This window comes from Paenibacillus lycopersici (assembly GCF_010119935.1).
GTDB lineage: Bacteria > Bacillota > Bacilli > Paenibacillales > Paenibacillaceae > Paenibacillus_Z > Paenibacillus_Z lycopersici.
Window position 1 is genome coordinate 6,493,090 of the sequence record NZ_CP048209.1, and the last position, 17,770, is coordinate 6,510,859.

Here is a 17,770-nt window from a genome sequence, read left to right on the forward strand (position 1 = left end):
CCTACCCCCCTGCCTTATCGGATAACTGGTGCAGCAGCGCGTCGAAGCCGTGGCGCATCGGATCCGTCAATACGGCCGGATAAATCCCGATCAGCACGATGAAGGCCAGCAGCGCGATCATCGGCACCGCCTCCACGAGCCGTACGTCCCGCACGGCCGCGAACCGCTCCGGTATCGCGCCGAACGTAATGCCGAGCACGCTGCGGAGCACGTAGATCGCGGTCAAGATGACGCCGACGACGGCAATCGCCGTAATCGCCCGCATGGAGTCGAACAAGCCGAGCAGCGAGAGAAACTCGCCGACGAAGCCGGACAAGCCCGGCAGCCCCAGCGACGCCATCCCGGCAGCCAGCAGCACGCCGCTCAGGAACGGCATGCTTCTCGCAAGCCCGCCCAGATGCCGCAGCTCCGTCGAGCCCGTTCGCTCGTAGATGCTGCCGACGATCAAGAAGAGCAGCGCGGAGATGAATCCGTGCGAGACGAGCTGAATGATCGCGCCGTGCAGTCCCACCTCGTTCAGCGAGGCGATGCCGAGCAGCACGATACCCATATGGCTGATGGACGAATAGGCCAGCACCAGCTTGAACTCTTCCTGCACGAGCGCGAGCACCGCGCCGTACAGGATGTTGACGACGCCTAATATCGCGAGCGCCGTCGCCCAATCCTTCGTCACGTCCGGGAACATGAAGACGCCGAACCGCAGCAAGCCGTACGCCCCCATCTTTAGCAGCACCCCGGAGTGAATCATGACCACGGACGGCGGCGCCTCCGCATGTACCTTCAGCATCCACGTATGGAACGGGAAGACCGGCAGCTTGATGCCGAACGCGATCAGCAGCAGCAGGAAGATGACCCAGTGCATCCGGTCGGACATATAGAGCGGATTATCCGACCCTTGCGACAATTGCGGCATGTTGACGTAAGCGTCCTTGTCCGCAAGGTTCGAGCTGATCACCTCATAGCTGCCGCTAAAGGTCAAATGCGTCTGCTGCTCGTTCGGCTGCAGATCGGCGCGGAAGCCGGCCGTCGCCACGAGCAGGACGAACGCCAGCAGCATGATGGCGGACCCGATGCCGTTATAGAGCAGAAACTTGTTCGCCGCCTGCTCCCGGTTCATATAGCCCCAGATGCCGATCAGGAAGAACATCGGAATGAGCGTCATTTCGAAGAAGACGAAGAACAGGAAGACGTCCCGTGCCAGGAAGACGCCGATCATGCCGACCTCCAGCAGCAGGAACCAGATGTAGAACGATTTCCACCGCTTCTTGATATGCACGGAGGCCAGCGCGGCCATCGTGCCGACGATGGTCGTCAGCAGCAGCAGCGGCATGGACAACCCGTCCACGCCCATATGGTACTGGAATTGCAGCGTGTACGAACCGACTTCGCCGACGGCTGTTTTATCGAGCGATGTCGAGATCCAGGTCGCCGTTTCCTCGTAGGCCTTGCCGCCTTTGACGCTGTCGTAGTCCGCGTACAGCCAGAGCGAGAGCAAGAGCGGCAGCAGCGTCGCCGTAATGGCGGTCACTTTGATCCAGCGGCTGCGATGCTTCGGGAGAAACAGCACCACGAGCAGACCGAGCAGCGGCGAGAACGTAATGAGCGATAGTATCGGAAGATCCGCGAGCATTACCAGAACCTCCTTAAGGCGACGGCCGCGATTAGGATGACGAGCCCGAGCACGGTAATCAGGCCGTACGTTTGCACCTGACCGTTCTGCATCCGCGTGCCGCCTCTGCCGAGCAGAACCGCCGCCCCGCCGGTCGCGCGCACCAGGCCGTCCACGATGTAATCGTCGATGATGTTCAGCAGCCCGCCGACCGCGCGGAGCGGACGAACGAGCGCCGCTTCATACAGCTCGTCGATATAATATTTTCGTTCCAGCAGCTTCACGAGCCAAGCGGCCCGCGATGAGACGAAGTCGCGCGCGATGACGCCTTTCACGAAGACGAGCCAGCCCAGATACAGGCCGAGCAGTCCGACCGCCGCGGAGATGACCATCACGAGGCCGCCCCCGCCGTTCTCCCGCTCCGCGCCGTCCGTCAGCCATATGCCGAGCGTATCGTTCCATGGCGTCTGCACGAAGCCGGCCGCGATCGCCAGTACCGCAAGCACGATCAGCGGAATCGTCATGGACGGCGGCGATTCATGCGCATGAACATGCCCATGGCCCCGGGGCTTGCCGGTAAAGACGAGGAAGAACAGCCGCGCCATGTAGAACGCCGTGAAGAATGCGGCTACGATGCCGACGACGAACAAGACCGGCTTCTCGTGATAGGCGATGTTCAGAATCATATCCTTCGACCAGAAGCCCGAGAACGGCGGAATGCCGGACAAGGCCAGCGTGCCGATGCCGAACGTCCAGGCGGTGATCTTCATCCGGGAGCCCAAGCCGCCCATCTCTTGAATGTTCTGGGTATGTACCGCGTGAATGACGCTGCCCGCCCCAAGGAAGAGCAGCGCTTTGAAGAATGCATGCGTGAACAGGTGGAAAATCCCGCCCGTCATCGAGTTCAATCCCAATCCCATCATCATGTAGCCCAACTGGCTGACCGTCGAATAGGCGAGAATGCGCTTGATGTCGTTCTGCGCCACCCCGATGGTCGCCGCGAAGATCGCGGTGAAACCGCCGATGTAAGCGACGATGTCCATCGCGGTCTGCGAGGCTTGGAAAATATCGAACGTCCGCGCGACCAGGTATACGCCCGCGGCGACCATCGTCGCGGCATGGATGAGCGCGCTGATCGGCGTCGGGCCTTCCATCGCGTCCGGGAGCCATACATGCAGCGGGAATTGACCGGATTTGCCGACCGCGCCGACGAAGATCAGCACGGCGATCCACGTCGTTACGCTTGCCGCGATGACGCCGCTGCCCCCATCGAAGGCATTGCCGATCCGCACGAAGTCAAGCGCGTGATCCGGCATGTACCAGTAGAGCAGCAAGATGCCGAGCAGCAAGCCTGCGTCCCCGATGCGTGTCACGATGAACGCCTTCTTGGCCGCGGCCTTCGCCTCCGGCTTGCTGAACCAGAAGCCGACGAGCAGGAACGAGCATACGCCGACCAATTCCCAGAAGATATACAGCGTCAGCATGTTGTCCGCGAGCACCAGCCCCAGCATGGAGAAGGTGAAGAGCGCGACGTAGCCGTAGAAGACGGAAATCCGTTCATCGTTCTTCATGTACCCTGCCGAATAGACGTTGACCAGGAAGCTGACCGCGGTCACGACGACGAGCATGAGCGCCGTCAAATTCGTGACCTCGAAACCGGCTTTGAACACGACGCTGCCCGTATCGATCCACTTAAAGGCGTATTGATAATACTTCGTTCCGTCCGACATATGTTCGATCAAGACAAGCACCGCCAGCACGAGGCCAGCGAACGAGCTGACCGAGCCGAGCGTGACGCCGATCAAGCGGGAAGAACGGCCGAACGCCAGCAGCAGCAGGAACGCCGCGAGCGGGAAGAGCGGAATGAGCCAGGCGGCCTGCGAAAAAGTCGTATCCATGCGCGCTTACCTCCTCATCTCGTCGTAGTCGTCCACGTTGACGGTTCCGCGCGCCCGGTACAGCGCGATCAGTACGGCGATGCCGACGGCCGCTTCGGCCGCCGCGACCGCGATGCTGAAGAGCGTGAACATTTGGCCCGTCAGCGACGGCACGACGCCGTATTTGGAGAATGCGACCAGGTTCAGGTTGACGGCGTTCAGCATCAGCTCGATCGACAAGAGGACGATGACGGCGTTTCGTTTGGTCAGCGCCCCGTACAGACCGACGCAGAAGAGAATCGCCGCCATCGTTAAATAGGATGATAACATCTAGTCCGCCTCCTTCTTCGCGAGCACGATCGCGCCGATGAACGCAACGGTAAGCAGCACGGATACGAGTTCGAACGGCACGACGTAGCTGGAGAAGAGCTGCTGGCCGATGGCCAGCGTATTGTCGACCGATCCGTCCGCCGGCGGAGGCTCCGGAAAATCCGATTGCCGGATGGCGTAGAACAGAATGCCGAACAGCGCCAGCGCGCCGATCGCCGTCAATGTCTCCTGCAGCGTCCGCGGGCGCTCCGCCTCCGTATCCCGGTGCTTCGTCATCATGATGCCGAAGATCATCAGGATCGAGACGGCTCCGGCATAGATAAGCACCTGCACGAAGGCCAGAAACTCGGCGTTCAGCAAAATGAACATCCCTGCCACGCCGATGAACACCGCGGCCAGCGAAACGACCATATGCACGACTTTCGTAAAGCTGACCATCAGTACCGCGCCGCTAATAATCATGACGGCGAAAACGAAAAACGCGACGAATTCACCGCTGAAATCGAAATTGAACATGCGTTACTTCGCTCCTCCCTTGGCTGCAGCAGGAGCGCCGATATTGTTGTTGTCCAGGCGGACGTGCTCGTTGTTCTCGTCCAGCCACTTCATGTCCTTGAACAGATCGTCCCGGCTGTAGGCGGCCAATTCGAAATTGCCCGTCATCACGATCGCTTCCGTCGGGCACACCTCCGTGCAGAGGTCGCAAAGGATGCAAATCTCGAAATTGATGTCGTACGTATCGATGACCTTCCCTTTCTTCTCGGGATCCGGATTCGCCTTGCCGGTAAGCGTGATGCATTCCGTCGGGCAGATGCGCGCGCACTGGTTGCACACGATGCATTTGTCCGGCTCGAAATGCTGAATGCCGCGGAACCGGTCAGGCATGACGATGGGCACGTCGGGATAGGAGGTCGTTACCTTCTTCTTGGTCATGGATTGCAGCGTCACGCCAAGCCCTTTCAAGAGACCTTTCATTCCTTCTCCCTCCTCCAAGTTTTGTGCGAAGCCCTTGCCGGGAAACCGGCAAGCTAACAAAACCACTTCGAAAGCTTACGACAATATAATGGGAGCCGCAGGCTTACTTGACGAACAGCTCCATGTAAACCGCGGTCAGAAACACGTTCAGGATCGCCACCGGCAGCAGTACCTTCCAACCGAGCCCCATGAGCTGGTCGATGCGAATCCGCGGCAGGGTAGCCCTGATCCAGAACAGGAAGAAGACGATCGACGAGAACTTCAGCAGAAACCAGATAATGCCCGGCACCCAGTCGAGGAACGGGAACGGCGCATGCCAGGCGCCGAGGAAGAGCACCGTCGTCAGCGCGGCGATCGCGTAGACGTACACGTACTCCGTCAGCATGAAGAACGCGAAGCGGAAGCCGCTGTATTCGACATGATAGCCGGCGACGAGCTCGGACTCCGCCTCGGGCAAGTCGAACGGCGTCCGGTTCAGCTCCGACACCGCCGCGATGATGAAGACGGCGAAGCCGATGATCTGCGGGAGGAAGTTCCACTCCCAGAACCAGCTGCCCTGCTGGTCCGCGATGGTGCGCAGGTTCAGCGAGCCCGACAGCATGACGACGCCGACGACCGAGATGACGAGCGGCACCTCGTAGCTGATCATCTGCGCGGCGGACCGCATGCCGCCGAGAAGCGCGTACTTGTTGTTGGACGACCAGCCGCCCAGGATGATCGCGATCGTCGAGATGCCCGACAACGCCACATAGTAGAGCAATCCCACGTTGATGTCGGCAAAATAGAGCTTCTGCGTATACGGGATGACCGCCAATACCGCGAACGCCGGCACGTAAGCCAGCGCCGGAGCCAGGATGAACAGCGTCCGGTCGGCTTTGCGGGGGATGGTGTCCTCCTTGATCAGCAGCTTGAAAATATCGGCCACCGACTGCAGCAGCCCCCACGGGCCGACCCGGTTCGGGCCGATCCGGTACTGCATCCAGCCGATGACTTTCCGTTCGAAGAAAATGGCATACGTCACGAAACCGAGGACGACCATAAGCAGAATGACGCCCCACAGGAAGAACAGGAGCGCATGGCCCCAGGTCAGCGTTTCGTCCAGCCAAGCTCCCATCAGCAGTCGACCTCCCCGACGACAATATCGATGCCGCCCAGAATCGTAATGAGGTTCGTCATCGTTTCGCCGACGAGCAGCTTCGGCAGAATTTGCAAATTGACGAACGACGGACGGCGGAATTTCAGGCGGTACGGCTCCGCCTTGCCTTTGGAGACGATATGGCAGCCGATCTCGCCGCGCGGCGACTCGATGCCGACGTACAGTTCGCCGGCCGGCGGCCGGATGACGCGGGGCACCTTGCCCATGACGTCGCCGGAAGCCGGGAATTGCTCGACCGCCTGTTTCAAGATGCGAAGCGATTGGCGGATTTCCTCCAGCCGGATGTTATACCGGTCGAAGCAGTCGCCGTTCCGTCCGACGGGCACGTCGAATTCGAAACGCTCGTACAGGCTGTACGGCTTGCTCCGGCGCAGATCCCATTGCACGCCTGTGGAGCGCAGGTTCGCCCCCGACAGGCCGAAGTTGATCGCCGTCTCGGCGTCATAACGGCCGATGCCCTTGATCCGGGCAAGGAAAATTTCGTTGCCGCTGACGAGCCTGTCGTACTCGTCCAGCTTGCCTTCCATGTACGGGATGAAATCGCGCACCTGCTCGATCCAGCCGGGGGGAGCGTCCCACTTCACGCCGCCGACGCGCATATAATTGTAGGTCAACCGCGCGCCGCACAGCTCGTTGAACAGATTAATGATAATTTCGCGGTCGCGGAAGGCGAACAAGAACGGGCTCATCGCCCCGATGTCGAGCAAATACGTGCCCCACCAGACGAGATGGCTCGCGACGCGCTGCAGCTCCATGACGATCAGGCGCATAAATTCCGCCCTCTCCGGTACCTCGAGGCCCATCATTTTCTCGACGGCGTGGCAGAGCACGTAGTTGGTCGTCATCGCGGATACATAGTCCATCCTGTCGGTGTACGGAATGATCTGCGTATAGTTCAATTCCTCGGCCAGCTTCTCCGTGCCGCGGTGCAGGTAGCCCATGACCGGCGTCGCTTCCGTAATCACTTCGCCGTCCAGCTTGACGATGATGCGGAAAACGCCGTGCGTGCTCGGATGCTGCGGGCCGACGTTAAGCAGCAGTTCTTCGGTTCGAATCACGGCTCACACCTCCGGGTCCAGCGGTTCGTAGTCTTTGCGCAGCGGATAGCCGACCCAGTTGTCCGGCATCATAATGCGCCGCAGATCGGGATGGCCGGGAAAATCGACGCCGAGCAAATCGTAAATCTCGCGCTCGTTCCAATTGGCCGTCGCCCATACCGGAACGACGGACGGCACCGAAGGCGCCTCGCGATCCGTCTTCACTTTGACGGCGATCTCCTGGCCGGATTGCAGGGACACCAGGTGGTAGACCGTCTCCAGATGCGTCTCGTAATCGACGCCGGACAGATTGCGCAAGTAGTCCATTTGCAGCGCCGCATGCGACTTCAGCAGCTTGGCTGCCGCAAGCAGGCGATCGCCGCGTATGATCAAGGTCGGCCGGTGGCCGTCCAGTTCGTTGACGTAGGCTTCGACGACGGCATCCTCCGCCGCCAGCGTGCGGATCAGCTCAACCGCGAGATCGAGCTGCGGCTGCATCGGCGACGGCGGCTTCGGTTCGGCCGGAGCCGCCGCTTCGCCTTCGGCAGCCGCCTTGGCCGCCGCGCGGGCCGCGCGCGCTTCCGCCGCCGCCTTCAGCTTCGCTTCCTTCTCGGGGTCGACCGCGCCGGCTGCGGCTCCATCCGCCGCGGGCGCTCCGCCTTCGGCGGCCGCCTTGGCCGCCGCGCGGGCCGCGCGCGCTTCCGCCGCCGCCTTCAGCTTCGCTTCCTTCTCGGGGTCGACCGCGCCGGCTGCGGCTCCGTCCGCCGCGGGCGCTCCGCCTTCGGCGGCCGCCTTGGCTGCCGCGCGGGCCGCGCGCGCTTCCGCCGCCGCCTTCAGCTTCGCTTCGCGCTCCGGATCGACCGCGGGCGCTTCCCCGGCGCTCGGCGCGGCCCCGTCCGCCGCAGGCGCGGGGGCGCTGCCTTCCGCTGCCGATCCGCCTTCCCGCACGGCGGATGCACCGGCGGCTCCGTCTGCCGGCTTTGCCTCCGCATCGCCGCTGGCGGGGTTATCCCCGGATGCCGCCGGATCGGCCGGCAACCCCGGTTTCTGTTCTTTCTCGTCGCTCATCGGCCCGTCACCCGCTTCCCGGTTTTCGCCTCGTAGCGGATTTTCTCCTGAAGCTTATTGATGCCGTAGATGAGCGCCGCCGGGTTAGGCGGACAGCCCGGTATGTACACGTCGACGGGGACGATCTGGTCGACGCCCTTCATGACGGCGTACGATCTGACATACGGACCGCCCGCGGTGGCGCAGGAGCCCATCGCAATGACCCATTTGGGCTCGGGCATCTGGTCGTACAGACGGCGAAGCAGCGGCCCCATCTTCTTCGTGACGGTGCCCGCGACGATCATGACGTCGGATTGCCGCGGCGACGTGCGGAACATGACGCCGAAGCGGTCCAGGTCGTAGTGCGAGGCGCCCGTGCCCATCATCTCGATGGCGCAGCAGGCCAGTCCGAACGTCAGCGGCCACAAGGAGTTGCTCCGCGCCCATGCCTTGAGCTGCTCCAGCGTGCCCATGAACACGTTGCGTTCCAGTTCTTGTCTCTCTTCGGGGGTAATCGACTCTAGATTGAATTCCATTTCAGCACCTTCTTCTTCCAGGCGTAGAGTAGTCCGATCAATAACAGTCCCGTAAAGATCGCCATTTCAACCAGCACAAAAAGGCCGAGCTTCTTGTACGCAACGGCCCACGGATATAGGAAAACGGTTTCGACATCGAAGACGACAAACATGAGCGCAAACAGATAGTAGCGCACGTTGAAACGGACCTGTCCCTCGCCCACGGGTTCGTTTCCGCTCTCGTAAGTCGTTTTCTTCTCATCATTCGGCTTGTACGGCCGAAGCAGCCGTCCAACGGCCAGCGCGACCACAGGAAGCAAAATCCCGAGTAGAATGAAGATCGTCACAATCACATAATTGTTGATGTACCTCTCCACAACTTTCGCCTCCATGGTTAGGATCTACAGGGCGCCATACTTGCGGTGAACTTTGGACAAAATTCCCTCACAATTATAACAAATGCTGCCACTTGCGTCTATGACCGAGTTGGAAAGCGCTTTCCGGGCCGTTTCGAACCGGTTATGCCCGGCGCCTTCCGCATCGGAACGGCCGCCGCCTGATAAGTATATGCGGGATGCGTCCCGAAAAGTTGCGGCGATTTTGTGACGCGCGCACGACGCAAGAGGCTCCCCTTCGCCATGAAGGGGAGCCTCGAATGAATGCGATACGGACGCGTAACGTTGCGCTACACGGCCGTCGAATTATCGGCGCGGACCGTATCGTCCTGTTCGCCCGCCTGCTCCGGCGGCTGCGCGCCGGGATCGCCGGGAAGCGAAGGAGCGTCCGTCTCGCCCTCCTTCGCCTGCGCGGCAGCTAGCGAAGCCACCTTCTTCTGCCTCGCAATGAGCACGAAGACGAACGCATAGTACAACCAATAGCAGACGAATTCCTCGAGCGACGGGTCCTCCGAGTAGCCGAGGAAGGCTTTGAAGAAGACGCCGACCTGGCCGTGGAACACCGGATGATGCCCGGTATCGCGGATATAATTCGCCTCGTCGATCGGATGCTCCGGCATGAGCCACGTCAAATCGTACATCGCCGCCACCTGGCCGCCCGGCGTTTTGTAGACGCTGCCGATCACGTTCAAGTCCTGCATCACGCCGACCGCCTGCACGAGCAAGCCCGCCGCGATCATGATCAGGAAGACGCTCGTCACTTTGAAGAACGTCCCGAGCTGGATCCGCTTGCTTCCCTTGAAGACGACGAGACCGAGCAGCGCGGCCGCGGCCAGTCCCGCAAGGGCGCCCCAGCTTTGCAGCGATTTGGAGATGTCGCCGGAGCTGATCGCCGCGAAGAAGAAGACGGTTTCCACGCCTTCGCGCAGCGTAACGAGGAAGGAGTGCACGATCATGTTGAGCGCGCCCCCGGCCGTAAGAATGAGCGCCACCTTGCTCTGCAGCTTGCTTCGCATTTCGCGGTTCTGCTTGCTCATGAACAGGATCATATGCGTCAGCAGGCCGGCCGAGACGATCAGAATGCCGATCCGCAAGTAATCCTTGCTGCCCATCGTCGCGTACCCGTCCAGCACGTTCTGGAACAGCATGGCGACGCCAAGACTCGCGGCCATCGCGAGCGCAACGCCGAGCCAGACGAATTTGTTCCACTTGGACTGACCGATCCGGTTCAAATACGTAATGATGATGCCGACGATCAGAATCGCTTCGAACGCCTCGCGAAACATAATGAGAAAGGCCTGCACGTTCATGGTGAATGCTCACTCCTTACCTTAACCTTGTTCGCCGGCCGCCGCGGACGGGGCGAATAAAACTTAAAACCAGCCTTTGCGCCGCGCCCAGAAGACGGCTCCGCCCCCGATGACGACGATGCCGGCAATGACGCCCACCGTGATCGCGGGATTCGTTTTCGTCTCGCGGGCCATCGCCGCATGCTTCTCCGTGCCGTCGATGGTGTCGGGCTCGGCGGTTTGAACGTCCGCGCCTCCCGCCTTGCCCGCGGCCGCCGGATCGGCGGTAAACGGAAAGAGCGGCTTCATGGCGCCGTACACCTGGTTCACGGCATCCTGGAGCGCTTTCTCGTCGGGCTCCTTCTTGCCCACGCCGAACAAGCCGGGATTGCCGATCGCCGTCAGCGCGGCGTCGAAATCGGCGGACAAGCCGTCCAGGTCCGCCTTGGACAGCTTCGATTCCGCATAGGGAGCAAGCGTTTCGTACGTTGCGCGCGCTTTGGCCAGCAGCAGCTTCGCCTGCGTATAATCATGGACGCTCTGAATCGCATTGCTGAAACGGCGGTTGAGGTTCATGACGAGCATCGCTTTATAATTGGCGATCACGGCGTCCGCATCGCGCGCTTGCATATTCGCGTCCAAGGTCGCGGCGACGCCTTCGCCGAAGTGGGACACGAATACGTCCCGCATTTCCTTTTGTGCCGCTTCCGCGGCTTTCCAATCCGCCGGCGATTTGCCGAGCGCGGATACGACCAGCTTGAACGTCTCGGCCACGTCCTCCGTGTTGGCATCGCCATAGGAGTACGCGCTCGCGCTCGCGGGCGTCAACGCGAGGAAAATCGCAACGAGCAGCAGGGCGCCCTTCAATATCGTACGCATGATTGCAGTTCACCTTTTCCTGGTCATCTTGCTTCGTATCGGCATGCACCGTTCAACTATTACATACACGCTAACAACGATAATCATTTTCAATTAGCGTGTCAATAGGCTAATGATATGCGATCGGGCGGCATAAAGCCGCGCGCATCCCGTGTCACGATTCCATCCGCCGGCAGACGGGCGGCGGCTCAGGGGCCGCCGATCCATTCATATAACGCGATGTCGTGATACACCGGCTCGAACAGCGGATCGCCGCTGTACGCGGCAATCGGCTTCACGCGATCCGCCAGCGATCCGGCCTGCGCCTCGAAGCCCTTCAGCACATGGTCGGTCAGCAGCACCGTCGCGCCCGGATCCGCCCGCACGTCCGCGATGAAATAGCTGTACGTTTCGATCCGCCGGCTCGTCACCGGCACGCGCACGTAATCGAGCACGCGCGTCTCTTCCCAGGTGTAGACGACGAAGCGGTTATGCGGATGCGCCGCCGCCAGCTCCCGCAGGCCGTCGGCGAGCTGGTAGACGGCCGGCGGCTCGCTCGCCTGCCGCGCGACCAGCCCGCCGCCCCGCGCGGCCTGGAGCGCGATCACGCCGGCGGCCAGGCCCGCGCCGGCCGCCCGCAGCGCGCGGCGGATGCGCTCGCCGCGCGGGTTCGCGCCTGCGCCGGGTTCCGCCGGCGCGGGCAGCCGCCGCTGCGCGGCAGCGTCTTCGCCGGGCGCCGCCGGCGAAGGGGGCGCGGCGGGCCGCGCTGGCGGCGCTGCCGCGCAGAGCAGCGCAAGCAGCAGCCACATCACGCCGATGAGGGGCGTGATGTGGCGCGGCTTGTCGATGTTCTGCGCCAGCAGCGCCCAGGCGCCGTAGGCGCCGGCGAGCGCGGCGAGCGCCCCCGGCAGCCCCGGGCGGCGGAGCCATGCCGCCGCCCGGGGCGCGAGGCGCGCGCCGGCGCTCGCGCTGCCGCGGGGCGGGCGCGGCCTCGCCCCCGCGGAGAGCACGGCGGCGAGCAGCAGCCCCGACGCCGCCGCGAACAGTGCCATGGACCGGGCGAACATCCCGGTCCAGAGCACATTGTCGCCCGCGAAGCGCAGCGCCCGCGTCGCGAAGGACATCCGCTCGGCGGCGGAAGCGACGCCGCCGCCCCACTCGCTGAAGTGGCCCTCCGTGAAGGTCAGGGCCAGCTTGACGAACCCGCGCGCCCCGCCTTCGCTGAGCGCAAGCCCAGCCAGCCAGAGCAGCTGGAAGCCGCAGGCCAGCGCGGCGAAGCACGCAAGGCGCGGCCAGATGCGCTTTCCCGCCTGCCGCCAGTCCGCGATCGCCAGCCCGAGCAGCCAGACTAGCCCGAGGCCGAACGGAACGAACGAGAGGCGCACGCCCATCAGCACGCCGAACAGGAACAGCGCAAGCGCCAGACGGCTCCAGGTCCGGCGTTCCATCGCCCGCGCCCAGCTCCACAGGAACCACCAGAGCACGGCGTTGCCGGCCGCTTCCGACATGGGCCGTACCGCTTGCAGCCAGCAATAGGGCGCCGTCAGCACGAGCAGCGCGGCCAGCAGCGGCCAAGGTCCCGTCAGGCGACGCCGCGCGACCAGCCAGACCGGCACCGCCGACGAGGCCGTCAACGCGATATTCAACAGCTCATATGCTTGGACGGGATCGCCCGCCAACCGGCGAAGCGCCATCGCGCCCAGGACAAAATACGGATAGCCCGGGAAATGCGGCTGCATCGCCAGCAAATCGAACCGGTCCAGCGCCAGCACGAAATCGATCTCGTCCCAGCTCGCCGCATACGGACTGCGGTGAAGCCAGCTATAGACCGCCCACAGCAGCACAAGAACGGCTGCCGCGAGCGGCGCCAGCCATGCGAGGCCCGGCGCCGCAGCGTCCCCGTCGCCGTCCGGACGCCGCCCACGCTCCGTCTCTCGTCCTTCCAACGACGCCGCCTCCCTCTACTCGTATCCTGTCTCCCGCTTGGACGCCCGCGCCAACGCCCCATCCGCCGCCAATTGAACGGCCGCCGGGCGTTTCCCTTCGCGAACGCTGCCTCGACGTCCGGCCGGACGCCGCATTTCTCTCCATATGGCCGGCAGCACATGGCCGAGATACTTCCGGAATTTGATGAACGACTGCCCGTACACCCGCACGCGGTACGTGATCGGCACTTCTTCCATCACGAAGCCCTGGCGCACCAGATTGAGCGTCAGCACCTGCGCGTAATTATAATCGTGGATAATCTCCGCGCGCTCCATCGCTTCCCGCGAGAAGCCGCGCATGCCCGACTGCCCGTCCCATATCATCCGCCGCAGCAGTATCGCTTGCAGCGCGGTGAAGCAAACATTGCCGATGCGACGGTGCAGCCTCATCCCCCGGATCGTCCCCTTGAAGCGCGAGCCCATCGTATAGTCCGCGCGGCCCGCGCGGATCGGCGCGATCACCTCGGGAATCTCCTCGGCCGGGTATTCATTGTCCGCATCGATCATCAGCCCGATGTCGGCGCCCAGCCGCACGCAGCCGGCAAGTCCCTCGCGCACGGCGGCGCCGAGCCCGCGGTTGCGCGCGAACGACACGATATGGTCGGCGCCCGCCAGCCGCGCTTCTCGCACCGTTCCGTCCGCGGAGCCGTCGTCCACGACCAGCACCTCGACCTGCCAGCCCGCGCCGATTTCCCGGGGAATACGGGCGATCACGGTTCCGATACTGCGTTCTTCGTTATGGGCCGGCAAGAATACAACCAATTTCCTCTTCATCTCGATGTCTCCACTTCTTCCGCGGCTCATATCCCGCAACCTCTATTGAAAAGCATCCGTCAGCACCGGTCCGCGGCTGTGGCTCGGCAGCGGCGCGCCAAGCAAATAGCTGAGCGTCGGCGCGACCGACACGAGCGAATGCTTCGCATCGATCTTCACGCCCTGGCGCACGCCCGGACCGTACAGGAAGAACGGCACGTAGCGCTCGCCTTCGTCCAAATGCCCGTGTCCGCCGATACCGTCGGCCTGTCCATGATCCGCGCAGACGATGAACGTAGCGTTCTCCGCGTCTCCCCGCTGCGCCAGCCAGCCGGCGAATTCCGCGATCAGCACGTCCGCCTCTTCGATTTTCTGCCGGTACTCCTCGTACAGCGCCCCCATGCTGTGCCCCGTCTGATCGGTCGCGATGAACTGCACGACCAGCAGCTCCGGATGCTGTTCCTCCACGATCAGCTTCGCGCGCTCCATGATGTTGCGGTCCGCTTTATCGTTGTGCATGACCGCCGTCACGCTCTCCACATCGCCGCCCATGGAGTCGATCAGGTGGGCGATGCCGAGCAGGCGGCCGCGCTTGCCGACTTTCCGCAGGCTGTCGAAGATCGATTCCACCTTGATGCCGAGCTTCCACACCATGTTGGACGTTATGCCGTGCTCGCGCGGGTACGTGCCCGTGAACATCGACGAGAAACAGACGACCGTACGCGCAGGGTACACGGTCTCCATCTGCGTATATTCCGTGCCTTCCGCCCGCCATCGCTTCAGGAACGGCGCGTTCGCTTCCTCGAACCGGTCCTTCCGCATGCCGTCGATGACCAGCACGAATACTTTGCCGCCCGGCGCATCCGACGGCCGGGCGACCGGCTCCGTATACCCCGGAATCTCTTTCGGCTTCCAGTCGAAAAGATAGCGGTGCAGCACCCAAGCGTATACCGCCGTCCCAAGCACGAACCAAATGTACGTCCCCCAGCCGAAATCGCCCGGCTGCCCGGGCGTCCCCGCCCATTTCGCGCCCGCCGTGTCGACCGCGAAGAGCAGCAGCAGAAACTTCGGCAGCTGCTCCTGGGCATTGCCGCTCGTGGAATCGCTGTTCTTCAGCACCAGCTTCCAGAACCGCTTGAAGTTCCACCACGACGTGCCGATCCGAAGATGGTAGTAGAATGTTCCCCAGAAATAAATCGTGAAAAACAGGAACAGGCCAATGCCGAGCGCATACAGCCCCGGATCGAGCGCCGTATCGCGCCAGAGCAGGAGCGCGGCAACGACCGGGAACCACAAATAATTGCGCAGGAACAACGGAAAATCATAATAGAAATACAGCGCGAATAACGGAAGCGCGGCGAGCAGCCCCAGCCCGAACCGTTCCCAGAAGCTCCCGTCCCCCCATGCGTTCATATGGTAGAGCGCGTAGACCCCGATCGTGAAAATCGGCGTGAACGGCTTCCCTTCATTCAGCAAATTCCAGCAGCGCGCCGCTATGATTTCGAAACCCGACGCTTTCTTCATTTCTATTGCCCCTCTCTCTTCCTCAGCCCGCGGACAAGCGGCCGTGCCGGGCCCTCCTGCATCGATTTCTTGCTTTCAATGAGAAGCATTATCGTTCAGTATAGTGCCAGACCCCATAGGCGTCAAACGCTTTCCTTCGCCCGCTGCCGCATGGACGTGGCCCGTTCAGGCGGCTGAAACTCATTACAATCTTCTATTTACAATCAAGCCCTGCTCATCAACAATGGAATTGTAATTGATTGACATATTCGCTGCACCCCGAAGGAGGCTGAGGCTCGCGTACGATTGGGTTCGAAGAAGCTTGCTTGTTCCCATTAACGAGAGGAGAGATTGATGAATCATGAAGAAAGCACGCAGCGGCCTGTTATGTCTATGCCTGTCTCTTGCGCTTCTGTTTGGCTCGTTAGCCATTCCATCTTCCGTGCATGCGGCTTACGGAGACCGTATCACCATCAGCGGAACGAACTTCTATGCCGGCGGTCAGCAAATTTTCATGAACGGCGCCAATACGCCGTGGAACAGCTGGAACGACTTCGGCGGCTCCTTCGACTACGCTTGGTGGGACAATCATTTCGCGACGCTGCACGCCAACGGCGTTAATGCCACGCGGGTGTGGATTACATGCAACGGCGAAGTCGGCATCAACATCAACAGCAGCGGCCAAGTGACCGGCGCAACGACGGCGCATTGGAACAACCTCGACAGCCTGTTCCAGATCGCGCAAAACCACGGCGTGTACATTATGGCAACGCTAATGTCGTTCGACCACTTCACGGACAGCCACGCAAACTATCAAAGCTGGCGCAACATGCTGCTCAGCGACTCCAATATCGACTCCTACGTCAACAACTACCTCATTCCTTTCGTCAACCGCTACAAGAACAACCCTTGGCTCTGGTCCATCGACTTGATGAACGAGCCGGACTGGGTGTACGAGAACGCCAATGCCGGACAGCTCTCCTGGGATCGTCTGCAGACGTACTTCGCCAAGGCAGCCGTCGCCATCCATCAGAACAGCAGCATTCTGACGACGGTCGGCATGGGCATGGTGAAGTACAACAGCGCGACGGCAGGCGGCTCCAGCGGCAACAAAGTCAGCGACTCCGCGCTGCAAGCGAAAGTGAACAGCCCGCTCGCCAAGATCGACTTCTACTCGCCGCATTACTATCCGTGGAATGACCCGTATTGGGGCATTCCGTTCTATGTTTCGCCTACGAGCTGGTACCTAGTCTGGGATCGCCCGGTCGTTGTCGGCGAATGCCCGGCGCTCGGATCGACGGGCCATACGCTGACAAGCGACTTCTCCAATGCGTTCACGAACGGCTATGCCGGCGTCATGCCTTGGACGTCGAACGGCGTTGACAGCAACGGCAACATGAGCAACCTGGCCCCTGCCACGACGGCCTTCCAGAGCGCGCATAACTCGGTCGTCTTCCCTGGCACGAGCACCGGCAGCGATACGGCCAAGTTCAATTTCGAGAGCTCCGTGCAGAGCTTCTATGGCACGAACGGCCTGACGGCAGCCTCGAGCGCGGATCGCGCCTTCGCCGGTACGCATTCCTTGAAGATGACCGTCAGCTCGACGTCCGCCGCGACGTATTACGCACAGCTTGATACGCCGGCTGGCCTTAGCCCCGGGGCCACCGTAACATTCCATGTCTGGGTGCCGAGCGGCGCGGCCATTGCGTCGGTTCAGCCGTTCGTCCAGAGCAATGCCTGGGCCTGGCATGGCACCTACCAGGTCTACTCCGGCCTGACGAAGAATGCCTGGAATACGATCACCGTGACCATCCCTTCGAACGCGCCAGCGCCCATGCAGCGCATCGGCATCGAGCTGAAGACGAGCGGAACGTGGATCGGCAGCATATACGTCGACAGCATCAACTAGCCTCGCTGTCGCTTCATCGCACTTGCTCGGACGTTCAACGCCAAAAAAAAGGCTGGTTCCCCACAGATGAGATCCATGGGGAACCAGCCTTTATAGTTGCTTAACCGTTCGATTTAACCGCGATCCGGTTCAGCGCGCGCTGCAGCGCAAGCTCGGCGCGAAGATGATCGTACCCATCGTTCTTGCCGCCCAGACGCTGTTCCGCGCGCTGTTTCGCCGATTCCGCGCGGGCGAGGTCGATATCGCCCGGCAGCTCCGCGCTTTCGGCCAGAATAACGACCTTATCCTTGCGGATTTCGATAAAACCGCCGCCGACGGCGATTTTCTCTTCGACGTTCTTCTTCTTGACCGTAACGGGCGCAATTCTCAACGGTGTCACCATCGGGATGTGATTGGGCAGAATGCCCATCTCGCCCTCGGAGCCTTTGACAATGACCATATTTACATCCTCAGCATAAACCTTACGCTCAGGCGTTACAATTTCCAGTAAAAAGGAGCTCATGACCTTACCCTCCCATGCGCCCTACGAGGT

General features: G+C 61.9%; 17 protein-coding genes. 1 reads left to right on the top strand and 16 read right to left on the bottom strand.

The features are described 5' to 3' along the window. Window position 1: 1 nt before the first annotated feature. The 15 genes from GXP70_RS28420 to GXP70_RS28490 all read right to left on the bottom strand — a co-directional run bounded on the left by GXP70_RS28420 (window position 2) and on the right by GXP70_RS28490 (window position 15,350). The gene (locus GXP70_RS28420) at window positions 2-1,630 is read right to left on the bottom strand and encodes a complex I subunit 4 family protein (RefSeq protein ID WP_162360041.1); all 1,629 of its coding nucleotides are present in this window, start codon (window positions 1,628-1,630) and stop codon (window positions 2-4) included. Next, window positions 1,630-3,507 (bottom strand): NADH-quinone oxidoreductase subunit L, encoded by a 1,878-nt coding sequence (gene nuoL / locus GXP70_RS28425; RefSeq protein WP_162360042.1) that lies wholly within the window; start codon window positions 3,505-3,507, stop codon window positions 1,630-1,632. Before nuoL ends, GXP70_RS28420 begins: the two co-directional genes overlap by 1 nt. Window positions 3,508-3,513: 6 nt before the next feature. Further along, entirely contained in the window at window positions 3,514-3,816 is a 303-nt protein-coding gene (gene nuoK / locus GXP70_RS28430; protein WP_162360043.1) for an NADH-quinone oxidoreductase subunit NuoK, read from the bottom strand. Then, window positions 3,817-4,332 carry an NADH-quinone oxidoreductase subunit J gene (locus GXP70_RS28435; protein ID WP_162360044.1) on the bottom strand — a complete coding sequence of 172 codons (516 nt, stop codon included), beginning with the start codon at window positions 4,330-4,332 and terminating at the stop codon, window positions 3,817-3,819. A gap of 3 nt (window positions 4,333-4,335) precedes the next feature. Further along, entirely contained in the window at window positions 4,336-4,791 is a 456-nt protein-coding gene (gene nuoI, locus GXP70_RS28440) for an NADH-quinone oxidoreductase subunit NuoI (protein ID WP_162360045.1), read from the bottom strand. Window positions 4,792-4,894: 103 nt separating this feature from the next. Further along, the gene (gene nuoH / locus GXP70_RS28445; RefSeq protein WP_162360046.1) at window positions 4,895-5,905 is read right to left on the bottom strand and encodes an NADH-quinone oxidoreductase subunit NuoH; all 1,011 of its coding nucleotides are present in this window, start codon (window positions 5,903-5,905) and stop codon (window positions 4,895-4,897) included. Beyond that, window positions 5,905-7,005, bottom strand: coding sequence for an NADH-quinone oxidoreductase subunit D (locus tag GXP70_RS28450; protein ID WP_162360047.1), 1,101 nt, complete (start codon window positions 7,003-7,005; stop codon window positions 5,905-5,907). Before GXP70_RS28450 ends, nuoH begins: the two co-directional genes overlap by 1 nt. Window positions 7,006-7,008: 3 nt before the next feature. Further along, a complete protein-coding gene (locus GXP70_RS28455; RefSeq protein ID WP_162360048.1) occupies window positions 7,009-8,052 on the bottom strand; it encodes an NADH-quinone oxidoreductase subunit C in 1,044 nt (347 codons plus the stop codon). Beyond that, window positions 8,049-8,567, bottom strand: a complete 519-nt coding sequence (locus tag GXP70_RS28460) for a NuoB/complex I 20 kDa subunit family protein (RefSeq protein WP_162360049.1) — start codon at window positions 8,565-8,567, stop codon at window positions 8,049-8,051. The genes GXP70_RS28455 and GXP70_RS28460 overlap by 4 nt, the downstream gene beginning before the upstream one ends. Next, complete coding sequence (locus tag GXP70_RS28465) at window positions 8,552-8,938, bottom strand: NADH-quinone oxidoreductase subunit A (RefSeq protein ID WP_162360050.1); 387 nt, start codon at window positions 8,936-8,938, stop codon at window positions 8,552-8,554. Before GXP70_RS28465 ends, GXP70_RS28460 begins: the two co-directional genes overlap by 16 nt. Before the next feature lie 293 nt (window positions 8,939-9,231). Next, window positions 9,232-10,251 carry an FTR1 family iron permease gene (locus GXP70_RS28470; RefSeq protein WP_162360051.1) on the bottom strand — a complete coding sequence of 340 codons (1,020 nt, stop codon included), beginning with the start codon at window positions 10,249-10,251 and terminating at the stop codon, window positions 9,232-9,234. A 63-nt stretch (window positions 10,252-10,314) separates the two neighbouring features. Next, the gene (locus GXP70_RS28475) at window positions 10,315-11,109 is read right to left on the bottom strand and encodes a hypothetical protein (protein ID WP_162360052.1); all 795 of its coding nucleotides are present in this window, start codon (window positions 11,107-11,109) and stop codon (window positions 10,315-10,317) included. Window positions 11,110-11,297: 188 nt separating this feature from the next. Next, window positions 11,298-13,034, bottom strand: a complete 1,737-nt coding sequence (locus GXP70_RS28480) for a glycosyltransferase family 39 protein (protein ID WP_162360053.1) — start codon at window positions 13,032-13,034, stop codon at window positions 11,298-11,300. Between the two features lie 15 nt (window positions 13,035-13,049). Next, window positions 13,050-13,847 carry a glycosyltransferase family 2 protein gene (locus tag GXP70_RS28485; RefSeq protein WP_162360054.1) on the bottom strand — a complete coding sequence of 266 codons (798 nt, stop codon included), beginning with the start codon at window positions 13,845-13,847 and terminating at the stop codon, window positions 13,050-13,052. Window positions 13,848-13,889: 42 nt separating this feature from the next. Then, window positions 13,890-15,350, bottom strand: coding sequence for an alkaline phosphatase family protein (locus GXP70_RS28490; RefSeq protein ID WP_162360055.1), 1,461 nt, complete (start codon window positions 15,348-15,350; stop codon window positions 13,890-13,892). 340 nt (window positions 15,351-15,690) lie between these two features. Here GXP70_RS28490 and GXP70_RS28495 point away from each other — a divergent pair, with 340 nt between their 5' ends. Beyond that, window positions 15,691-17,238, top strand: coding sequence for a glycoside hydrolase 5 family protein (locus tag GXP70_RS28495; RefSeq protein WP_162360056.1), 1,548 nt, complete (start codon window positions 15,691-15,693; stop codon window positions 17,236-17,238). A gap of 100 nt (window positions 17,239-17,338) precedes the next feature. Here the strand turns inward: GXP70_RS28495 and GXP70_RS28500 are convergent, their stop codons facing one another. After that, a complete protein-coding gene (locus tag GXP70_RS28500; RefSeq protein ID WP_162360057.1) occupies window positions 17,339-17,740 on the bottom strand; it encodes a F0F1 ATP synthase subunit epsilon in 402 nt (133 codons plus the stop codon). Window positions 17,741-17,770 lie beyond the last annotated feature (30 nt).